Source organism: Polaromonas sp. (assembly GCF_018780625.1).
Lineage (GTDB): Bacteria > Pseudomonadota > Gammaproteobacteria > Burkholderiales > Burkholderiaceae_C > Polaromonas.
In genome coordinates this window covers 1-10,091 of the sequence record NZ_JADMJK010000209.1, presented here as the reverse complement: position 1 = coordinate 10,091, position 10,091 = coordinate 1, and the positions used below count along the sequence as shown (strand labels likewise).

Here is a 10,091-nt window from a genome sequence, read left to right as displayed (position 1 = left end):
TGTAAATCAGCGCATTGAGCATGGCCACATCGGTGTCGGCCTTGAACTGCAGCGTCCGCCAGGCGTGCCTGCCGATGTCGGTTATGCGCGGGTCGGCCAAAACGATCTTCGCGCCATTTTTGGCCGCGTTCTTCATCCAGGTGGCCGCTACCGGATGGTTGCCCGTGGGGTTCGATCCGATGACAAAAATCAGGCCCGCGTTGGCCACGTCATGGACCTGGTTGCTGACCGCCGCAGAACCCACGCCTTCGAGCAGCGCCGCCACGCTCGACGCATGGCACAGCCGGGTGCAATGGTCCACGTTGTTGCTGCCAAAGCCGGTCCGCACCAGCTTCTGGAACAGGTAAGCCTCTTCATTACTACCCTTGGCCGAGCCAAAACCGGCCAGCGATTTCTTGCCTTGGGTGTCGCGCAGATTTTTCAGCGCGCCGGTGGAAAAAGCCAGCGCTTCGTCCCAGGTCGCTTCGCGAAACACCTCCGACCAGTCTGCCGTGTGGCGGTTCAGCGCCTGCAAGGCTTGCGGGTCCTTGGCCACGCCCGCCTTGCGGATCAGCGGCACCGTCAGCCGCTGCGGGCTGTGCGCATAGTCAAAGCCGAAGCGGCCCTTGACGCACAGCCGCGAATGGTTGGCCGGGCCGTCGCGCCCATCCACGCTGACAATTTTGTTGTCCTTGACCTTGTAGGTCAGCAGGCAGCCGACGCCGCAGAACGGGCAAACCGAATCGATCTTTTTATCGACGATTTGCGAGCCGATGTGCGTCTTGGGCATCAGCGCGCCGGTCGGGCAGGCCTGCACGCATTCGCCGCAGGCCACGCAGGTGCTGTCGCCCATGGCGTCGTCCAGGTCAAACACGATTTCGCTGTGCGCGCCGCGCAGCGCAAAGCCGATCACGTCGTTAACCTGTTCCTCGCGGCAGGCGCGCACGCAGCGCTTGCACTGGATGCAGGCGTCGAGGTTCACCGCCATGGCGGGATGGGACAGGTCGGCTGCGGGCTGCTCGCGGCGCAGGGCCTTGAGTTCAGGCCGCACCGTGACCGCCATGCGCGCGGCCCAGTCGCTGAGTTCACCGTGCTGCAGCGACTCATCCTGTTCATTCCACTTGTAGCCCCGCTCCGGCATGTCCGACAGCAGCATTTCCAGCACCATCTTCTGGCTTTTCACGGCGCGCTCGCTCTGCGCCTGCACTTGCATGCCCGCCGTCACGCTGCGGCAGCAACTCGGCGCCAGCGTGCGTTCGCCCGCAATTTCCACCACGCAGGCGCGGCAGTTGCCATCGGGGCGCAGGCCGTCCTGGTAGCACAGATGCGGAATCTCCACGCCGTGGCGCTCGGCGGCCTTGAGGATGGTTTCGCCCTCGAAGGCGTGAATTGTTTGATGATCGAGCGTGAAGGCGACGGTGGGCAGTGCGACTTCAGCAAGCTTGGCAGGTGCGTTCATTCAGGCCACCTCATGGGAAAAATATTTCTGGACACAGCGCACCGGGTTGGGCGCCGCCTGCCCCAGGCCGCAAATCGACGCATCGGTCATCACCGCATTCAGGTCTTCCAGCGTGGCGTTGTCCCAGTGGGGCGCCTCCATCAGCTTCGCGGCTTTCGCGGTGCCAACGCGGCAAGGCGTGCACTGGCCGCAGCTCTCGTTGGCAAAAAACCGCATCATGTTCAGCGCTGCATCGCGGGCCTTGTCATGCTGGCCCAGCACGATGACGGCGGCCGAGCCGATGAAGCCGCCGTGCGGCTGCAAGGTGTCAAAGTCCAGTGGCAAACAGGCATGGCTGGCCGGAAAGATGCCGCCCGACGCGCCGCCCGGCAGGTAGGCATAGAGCTGGTGGCCGTCCGCCATGCCGCCGCAGTATTCGTCAATCAACTCCTGCACCGTGATGCCGGCCGGCGCCAGCTTGACGCCCGGCCTCTTTACCCGCCCGCTCACGCTGAAACTGCGCAGCCCCTTGCGGCCGTTGCGGCCAAAGCTGCTGAACCAGCCGGCCCCCTTCTCCACAATGTCGCGCACCCAGTAAAGCGTTTCGAAGTTGTGCTCCAGCGTGGGCCGGCCAAACAGGCCCACCTCGGCGATGTAGGGCGGCCGCATACGCGGTTCGCCCCGCTTGCCTTCAATGCTTTCAATCATGGCCGACTCTTCGCCGCAGATGTAGGCGCCCGCGCCCCGCCGCAACTCGATCAAAGGCAAGGGGCAAGGCGGGTCGGCCTGCAGCTTGGCGATTTCGGCTTGCAGCAGCGCGCGGCAGCCGTGGTATTCATCGCGCAGGTAGATGTAGCAGGCCTCAGCGCCCACCACCTGCGCGGCAATCAGCACGCCTTCGAGGAAACGGTGCGGGTCGCGCTCCAGGTAGGTACGGTCCTTGAAGGTGCCCGGCTCGCCCTCGTCAATGTTGACCGCCATCAGGCGCGGCGCGGACTGCCCGCGCACGATGCGCCATTTGCGCCCCGCCGGAAAGCCCGCGCCGCCCAGGCCGCGCAGGCCCGAATCCTCCATGGTCTGCAGCACGCGCTCGGCGTCCTCTTCCCCATTGACCAGCGACGCCGCCAGCGCGTAGCCGCCGTGGGCGCGGTAGGTGGCGTAACCGGTGTGGCCCGACAGCGGCGGAATGCTTTTCTCCGCCCAGTCAGACGCTACGAAATTAATAGCTGCTTGTTCCCGTGAGTATTGGGCCAGGTCCGTATTTGATGCATAAACCACGGATTCAGGCGTGGCAAACGGCACCGGCGTCTGGTGCACCACCACCACCGGCGCCTGTTCGCACCGGCCCATGCAAGGCGCGGCCACCACCCGCACATCGGCGCCCAGCAAGGCCGGCAAGCGCGCCAGCAAGTCCTGCGCCCCCGCCATCTCGCAAGCCAGCCCGTCGCACACCCGCACCAATAGGCCGGGCGCGGCGTCATCGCCCTTGACGACTTCAAAGTGGTGATAGAACGTCGCCACCTCATACACCTCGGCCATCGGAATGTTCATCTCTTTGGCCAGCGCCACCAGGTGGCGGTCGTGCAGGCAGCGGTACGCGTCATTGAGCCGGTGCAGATGCTCGATCAGCAGGTCACGGCGATGGCCTTCAGCCGGGCGCTCGCCAATCAGCACGCGCACCTCTTCGAGCGAAGTTTCATCGGCCTGGCGGCCCTTGAGCTTGCTTTTGCGCCGGATGCGATCCCGCAATTCGTCCACCGTGGCGATAGTGACGGCCGGGAGGGCGGAATTCTGGCTGGAAGGGTTCATGCAGCACTGTGGCTTGCTGTGGCCGCCGCGTCAAATTGAATCGGCGTATGGGGTGATTCAATTTGTGAATGACGGGTGCGGCTCTGAATTTCTGGCATTAGCGCGCACCAGAACCCTCAATACGGGGACGACGTCAACGCGCCAGAAATCGCATCGACGGTGTACCCCGTCAGGCCAGACCAGTCGGACAAGTTGAAAATGGTAGCGGAGTCGGCAAGTTTTTTAACCTCAACCGTCGTCATGGTCAAAGGCTTGCCCGAACCACACACGGTGGGTGGGTTTAGCGGCTGGACAAAATAGACTGCGCTTTGCGTCGTGGTGGACGGGTTCGTCACTCTGCGCGCGGTAAAGGCTGCGCTGCTGCTCTTGTTCCCTTGCACCAGCAAGGCCGTCTCGACATCCACGCCAATGCCGCGCGCGGTGGCCGCACTGTTGGTTCCTGACGCCAGTATTCCGCCCGGACAACCGAAACCAGCGTCGGGCGCAACCAGCCGGGCAACAAACGCAATCAGTCGCCCCATTCGATCCCGGCTGTCAAGGTGGGAATCAAGAACCGTGTTGGCCAAGGCTGGCGGCGCCAGAAAACCGCCCGTCAGGCTCAGCGGGTCTGGATCCAGTGTCATGTACTTGTTATAGGGATTGCCCAGGGCCTGGGTGGACGTGACAGTCCCCTTGAGCGCGGCAAAGTCGAACTGCCCCAAGACGGCCAGCCCCGCGCTGGTGCCGCCCATCGGAACATTGTTCTGCATCAGCCCGCTCAGGGTCTGATCGAGCTTCGTTCCCTTCCAGTACTTGATGTAGTCGCTCTGATCGCCACCCGCAATGAACACCGCATGCGCTTTGCCGACGACAGAATTGACGAATGCATCGTTTGCGGCTGCAATGCTGGGAATCACGAGCGTTTCAACCGAGGTCAGTCCGAGGGATGCACCGCCGACCCATTGATCCGCGACGGTGCTTGATCTTGTCAGAGCCGCATCGCTGTAATAGATATAAGGATCGTAAGCGTCAGTGCCGGTAGCGCGGATCACGACGAAACGCCCGCCTGTGCCTGGCTCGATGCCTGCTCTGGTGATCATCCAGCGGAATGCCTCGTCCACATCAGGACCGCCGCCCATCAGCACGATTGACGAAGTAGACGGCGCTTTCAGCGTTGCCGCTATCGGGGCCTGCGCATTGCCCGTGACGAAATAGCTGTAGGGCTTGCCGCCTGCCGTGGCGCTGCCAAACGCGGCCGCCAGCACCACAGCCGTCACCCAACCGGCCAGAACTCGTCTCGATAGCCCGCACGTCATCAGACTGGAAAGGACGGATGTATTCATGATCACAGGTCTCCTCAGGAAACGGCGCTTATCCAGACAAACAAGACTGGTCTTGCCGCTGCAAATGTAGTCTCGCGCTGGTGATTAAATTAGACGCGTAGAGGCCTGAGCATGAGAAATATCAATGATGGACAAGTTCGGGTCCAATCCACTCTGGCGTACTTACTGCAAACCTCAAGCGCGGACCCGGGGCAACGCCCGGTGAGGGGCCGGAACGTTCGAATGCCTCAGGGTATTCACCATGAATCCTGGATATTCCCTGTCTAGAATCCGGACATGCCTGAACGCCTCACCCAAGTCCGCTACGAAGAACTCGCACCTGAAGTCCGGCCGCTGGCCGATGACATCCTGAAGGTATCCAGCGCCGCGCTGGGTGGGCCCTACAACGCCCTGCTGCGCAGCCCCGACATGGCGCGCCGGTGCTTCGACCTGCTCGACTACCTGCGCTTCAAGACATCCGTCAACAAGCGACTCAATGAATTCGCCATCCTGATCCAGGCGCGCATCGCCAACGCCCAGTACGAGTGGTGGGCGCATGAAACGATCGCCCGCCGCGCCGGCTTGTCCGACGCCGTGATGCGCGAGTTACAGAAGTGCCAGCGCCCGTCATCCATGCAGGACGACGAGCGCCTGGTGTACGACTACTGCGTCCAGTTGACGCTGAATCACCGCGTCAGCGACGCCTTGTGGCAAGAAGCCGTGACCGCCATGGGTGAGCAGTCCGTGATCGATTTGACCGTGCTGTCAGGCACCTACGTCATGGTGTCCATGCTGCTCAATGCCACCGAGAGCAGCATCCCCGGGGGCGCTGCGCCGCCGCTGGAAGTGCTGGACCCTGGCGAAATCCGCCAGCGTCTGCTGGCCTGAAACCCGGAAACCCCCTCATGTCACGCCTGCTGAAACACACCGTTCGTTCCTGCCTGGCTTTGGCCCTGGCCGCCGCCGCTTTCACTGCGGGCGCGCAAGACTTCCCCTCGCATCCGATCACCATGGTCATGCCCTATGCGCCCGGCGGGCCCGGCGACGTCGTGACCCGCGTGATGGCCGGCGCGATGCAAAAAACGCTGGGCCAGACCATCGTTGTGGACAACACGGCCGGTGCGTCCGGCACCATCGGCAGCGCCAAGGTCGCACGGTCAAAGGCCGACGGCTACACGCTGCTGATGATTCACGTCAGCCATGCCACCAGCCTGGCGATGTTCAAGAACCTGCCCTACCACCCGGTGGATGACTTCGAGCCCATCGGCTCGGCCACCACCGGCCCGATGCTGATCCTTTCGCGCAACGAGTTCCCGGCTAAAGACCTCAACGAATTCGTGACCTACCTGAAGGCCAACCCATCGAAGGTCAGCCTCGCCCATGCCGGCGTGGGCTCAGCCTCGCACCTGTGCGGCCTGATGCTGATGAGCACGCTGAAGGTCAAGCTCAACGAAATCCCTTACAAGGGCACGGGCCCGGCCCTGAACGACCTGATGGGCGGGCAGGTGGACATCCTGTGCGATCAGACTTCGGGCACCGTGCCGGCGGTCAAGGGCGGGAAGATCAAGGCCTATGCGGCGGCGGGCAGGGCACGACTGCCATCCTTGCCGGAGGTACCGGCGATTTCCGAAGCCGGTGTTGAGGGCTTTGACATCAACATTTCCTTCGGCCTGTATGCCCCCAAGGGAACCCCCAAGCCGGTGCTGGACCAGCTGTCTGCTGCCCTGCAAAAGGCGGTGACCGATCCCGATGTCCGCAAGCGCCTGGATGGCATGGGTATCTCGGCAGTCAGCGCCGACCGCGCCCGCCCGGAGGCCCTGCGCGCGCACCTGAAAAACGAAGTCGATACGCTCGGTGGGCTGCTGATCAAGGCCGGCGTGCAGGCCAACTGAGCAACGCTTGCTGAATCGCAGCGAGCGGTAGTGGTGCGGCCGAGCAGCAGCACCCCGAACGAGGGCCGCCTGCCTCAAGCCCCCAGCGCCCCGCTATGCCGCGCCACCTCCCGCAACCACCGCGCATCCCGCGCCAACCCCAGCGCCGCCTCCAGCACCCGTGAAGGCCTGGCCTTGGCAAGGTAGATAAACCCCACCGGCGTCACCATTTCCGGCTCCACCAGCGGCAGCGCTTCCAGTTCGCCCTGGCTGCGCACCGCGCCGACCAGCGCGCCGGGCAGCACGCTGCAGACATCGCCGGCCAGCACGCTCAGGGCCAGCGTGAGCACTGAGTTGGTTTCCATCACCGGCGTCACCGCCGCATCGACCTGGGCAAAGGCCTGATCGACGAGGCTGCGGTTGTGCATCTCGGGCGTCAGCAGGCACAGCGGCAATTGCGCGGCGTCCACCCAGCGCATGGCGGCGCCCAGCCGCAGTTCGGCCCCTGCAGCGCGGGCCGGATGTTGCAGGCGGCGCACCAGAAAATAATGTTCGGCGTACTGCGGCAGCACGGCAAACGGCCCGCCTTTTTTAAGCCGGCCGGTAAAGCCCAGCGCCAGGTCGAGCGACAGGTTTTCCAGGCCTTCTTCAATTTCCTGCGAACTCAGCGCCCGCACCACCGGGGCAATGCCCGGATGCGTGGCCTGCAGCATGGCGGCGAAACGCGCGGCCACCGGCACGGCGGTGGGCACCACGCCCAGTTGCAGCCGGCCTTGGGGATGGTTGGCGCTGCTGGCCAGTTCCTGCTGCAGCAACGCATGCTCGTGCAGCATGCGCTGGGCGGTGGCCAGCACGCGCTCGCCTTCGGGCGTCAGCCCGGCGTAGCTGCGGGCGCGCTTGACGATGGGCATGCCAAACTCTTTTTCCAGCGCCCGCAAGGCGTTGGACAGCGCGGGCTGGGTGATGTGGCAAGCCTGCGCGGCACGGGCGAAATGCCGGTGCTCGCTCAGGGCGACCAGGTAGCGCAGGGAGGTAAGGTTCATTTCACACGGGTCCGGTTGAGGCTGGCGACGGCCGCGGCTTTGCCGTCAGGCAGACAGGCAGACAGGCAGACAGGCACCAAGCGTCATGGGAGCCCTGTCTGCAAAAAACGCTCAATTGAAGAATTTTGCAGCGCTTTGCAGTGTGCGGTAAATCCCCCAGCCCAGCGGAAAGCCCACCGCCAGCCAGGCCAGCACGACCAGCGCCGGGCTGACCGCACCGGAGCCGCCATTGGCCTGACCGCGCTGCAACGCCGAGGCAGAGGCTTTTTCGTGCGCCAGCCGCTTTTCTTCGGCCAGCTCGACGTCTGTCATGAACCACTTGTCGGCCAGAGGCCGCACCATCAGGTTGCAGGCCAGGCCCACCATCAGCATGCCGGCCAGGATGTACATGGTCTGGTTATAGACCTGCTCGCGCGCCATGCCCAGGCCCAGCTGGTACTCGCGCATGTAGTTCACCACCACCGGGCCCAGCACGCCGGCCGTCGCCCAGGCGGTCAGCAGGCGGCCATGAATGGCGCCCACCATCTGCGTGCCAAACAGGTCGGCCAGGTAAGCCGGCACCGTGGCAAAGCCGCCGCCGTACATGCTCAAAATAATGCAGAACGCCGCCACAAACAGCACGATGTTGCCCGCCGCCGCACTGCCCGGCACGCCAAAATACAGCACGCCCCCCAGCACAAAAAACACCACATAGGTCATCTTGCGGCCCAGCTTGTCGGACAGGCTGGCCCAGAAAAAGCGCCCGCCAATGTTGAACAGGCTCAGCAGCGCCGTGAAGCCCGCAGCCACGCTGGCAATGGCGGCCAGCTGCACCTTGTCGAGCTCGCCAAACTTCTGGTTCACGCCAATCAGCGCGCCGCCAAACACCTCCTGCAGCATGGGCGAGGCCATGCCGATCACGCCGATGCCCGCGCTCACATTCATGCACAGCACCATCCAGAGCAGCCAGAACTGCGGAATACCCCAGACCTTTTTGACATGCACATGGCGCTGCGTGATCATGGCGTTGCCCGCTTGCGCCGGGGGCGGCGTCCAGCCTGCAGGCGTCCAGCCGGTTTCGGGCACCCGGTAGGCCAGGGCGCCGGCCATCATGAAGACAAAGTAGATCAGCGCCATCGCCACGAAGGTCTGCGCCACGCCGGCGTCAAAGGGCGTGGCAAAGTGCTTCATCAGGTCAGCCGCCAGCGGCGAGCCAATCATGGCGCCGCCGCCAAAACCCATGATGGCCATGCCCGTGGCCATGCCCCGGCGGTCGGGAAACCATTTGATGAGCGTGGAAACCGGCGAGATATAGCCCAGGCCCAGCCCGATGCCGCCAATGACCCCGGAGCCCAGAATCATGAGCCAGAACTGGTGCAGATGGACGCCCAGGGCCGAAATCAGCATGCCGCCGCACCAGCAGACCGCCGACACCACACCAGCCTTGCGCGGACCCGCGCGCTCCAGCCAGCCGCCCCAGATGGCGGCCGACGAGCCCAGCAGCACAAAAAACAGCGTGTACATCCAGCCCAGCGTGGAGATTTTCCAGTCGCACTGGGTCGTGAACAGCTCGGCCCAAAAGCCCACTTCCGGGCCGCACTGGATGGCCTCCTTGATGCCCAGCGCCCTGGACAGCGGCAGCCAGAACACCGAAAAGCCGTAGGCCATGCCAATGCACAGGTGGATGGCCAGCGCCGCAGGCGGCACCAGCCAGCGGTTAAAGCCCGGACCGGCAATGATCCGTTCCTTGTCCAGAAAGCCCGGGGAAGAAACTGCCATGTTGATGGGTTCTGAAAAGTTTTAAAAAAGAAACCGGCCCGCCCGAATGAAGGACGCCGCCGGAGCGGGCGGCGTGATACGGCAGATTACCGCGGCGCGCGTTTAGCGCCAGCCGGTCAGGTGTTTTTGGACACCGTGATGGTCGGGAACTTGGACGAAAAGTCTTTGGCCTTGGCGGCCACGGTAATGGCCACCTTGCGGGCCACGGCCTTGTAGATCGCAGCCACGTCGCCATCGGGGTCGGCCACCACGGTGGGCCTGCCGTTGTCGGCCTGCAGGCGAATCTGCATGTCCAGCGGCAGCGCGCCCAGGTAGTCCATGTTGTAGTCGGCGGCCATTTTCTTGCCGCCGCCTTCGCCAAAGATGTGTTCCGCATGGCCGCACTGGCTGCAGATATGCACGGCCATGTTTTCAACAATGCCCAGGATCGGCACGCCGACTTTCTCGAACATCTTGATGCCTTTTTTGGCGTCCAGCAGCGCAATGTCTTGCGGCGTGGTGACGATGACGGCGCCGGTCATGGGCACGCGCTGGCTCAGCGTGAGCTGGATGTCGCCGGTGCCCGGGGGCATGTCGACGATCAGGTAGTCGAGGTCTTTCCAGTTGGTCTGGCGCAGCAGCTGCTCCAGCGCCTGGGTGGCCATGGGGCCACGCCAGATCATGGCCTCGTCCTGCGCGACGAGGAAACCGATGGACATGACCTGCAGGCCGTAGTTCTCCATGGGCTCCATGTTTTTGCCGTCGGTGCTTTCGGGCCGGCCTTCAATGCCCATCATCATCGGCAGGCTGGGGCCGTAAATGTCGGCATCGAGCAGGCCCACGCTGGCGCCTTCGGCCGCCAGCGCCAGCGCCAGGTTGACGGCGGTGGTGCTCTTGCCCACGCCGCCCTTGC

The 10,091-nt window shown here is 64.0% G+C and carries 8 protein-coding genes; 2 read left to right on the top strand and 6 right to left on the bottom strand.

Going from position 1 to position 10,091, the window contains the following annotated elements:
* The 3 genes from IV091_RS15405 to IV091_RS15395 form a co-directional block, all read right to left on the bottom strand.
* Positions 1-1,438: molybdopterin-dependent oxidoreductase (locus IV091_RS15405; protein ID WP_293470140.1), on the bottom strand; the 1,438-nt coding region annotated here is incomplete at its 3' end.
* Entirely contained in the window at positions 1,439-3,226 is a 1,788-nt protein-coding gene (locus IV091_RS15400) for an NADH-ubiquinone oxidoreductase-F iron-sulfur binding region domain-containing protein (protein WP_293470139.1), read from the bottom strand.
* 116 nt (positions 3,227-3,342) lie between these two features.
* Positions 3,343-4,548: a cyanophycinase gene (locus IV091_RS15395; protein ID WP_293470138.1), complete on the bottom strand. Its 1,206-nt coding sequence runs from the start codon at positions 4,546-4,548 to the stop codon at positions 3,343-3,345.
* Positions 4,549-4,824: 276 nt separating this feature from the next.
* On the opposite strand from IV091_RS15395, the gene IV091_RS15390 reads away from it, so the two are divergent.
* Together IV091_RS15390 and IV091_RS15385 are read left to right on the top strand one after the other, a co-directional pair.
* A complete protein-coding gene (locus tag IV091_RS15390; protein ID WP_293470137.1) occupies positions 4,825-5,415 on the top strand; it encodes a carboxymuconolactone decarboxylase family protein in 591 nt (196 codons plus the stop codon).
* 17 nt (positions 5,416-5,432) lie between these two features.
* Positions 5,433-6,419: a tripartite tricarboxylate transporter substrate-binding protein gene (locus IV091_RS15385; protein ID WP_293470136.1), complete on the top strand. Its 987-nt coding sequence runs from the start codon at positions 5,433-5,435 to the stop codon at positions 6,417-6,419.
* A 74-nt stretch (positions 6,420-6,493) separates the two neighbouring features.
* Here IV091_RS15385 and IV091_RS15380 read toward each other — a convergent pair whose 3' ends face one another.
* From IV091_RS15380 to apbC, 3 genes are all read right to left on the bottom strand, one after another.
* The gene (locus tag IV091_RS15380) at positions 6,494-7,441 is read right to left on the bottom strand and encodes a LysR family transcriptional regulator (RefSeq protein ID WP_293470135.1); all 948 of its coding nucleotides are present in this window, start codon (positions 7,439-7,441) and stop codon (positions 6,494-6,496) included.
* Positions 7,442-7,552: 111 nt separating this feature from the next.
* Positions 7,553-9,199, bottom strand: a complete 1,647-nt coding sequence (locus IV091_RS15375; RefSeq protein ID WP_293470134.1) for an OFA family MFS transporter — start codon at positions 9,197-9,199, stop codon at positions 7,553-7,555.
* A 116-nt stretch (positions 9,200-9,315) separates the two neighbouring features.
* Positions 9,316-10,091 (bottom strand): iron-sulfur cluster carrier protein ApbC (gene apbC, locus IV091_RS15370; RefSeq protein WP_293470133.1); only part of this gene is annotated, 776 nt, incomplete at its 5' end.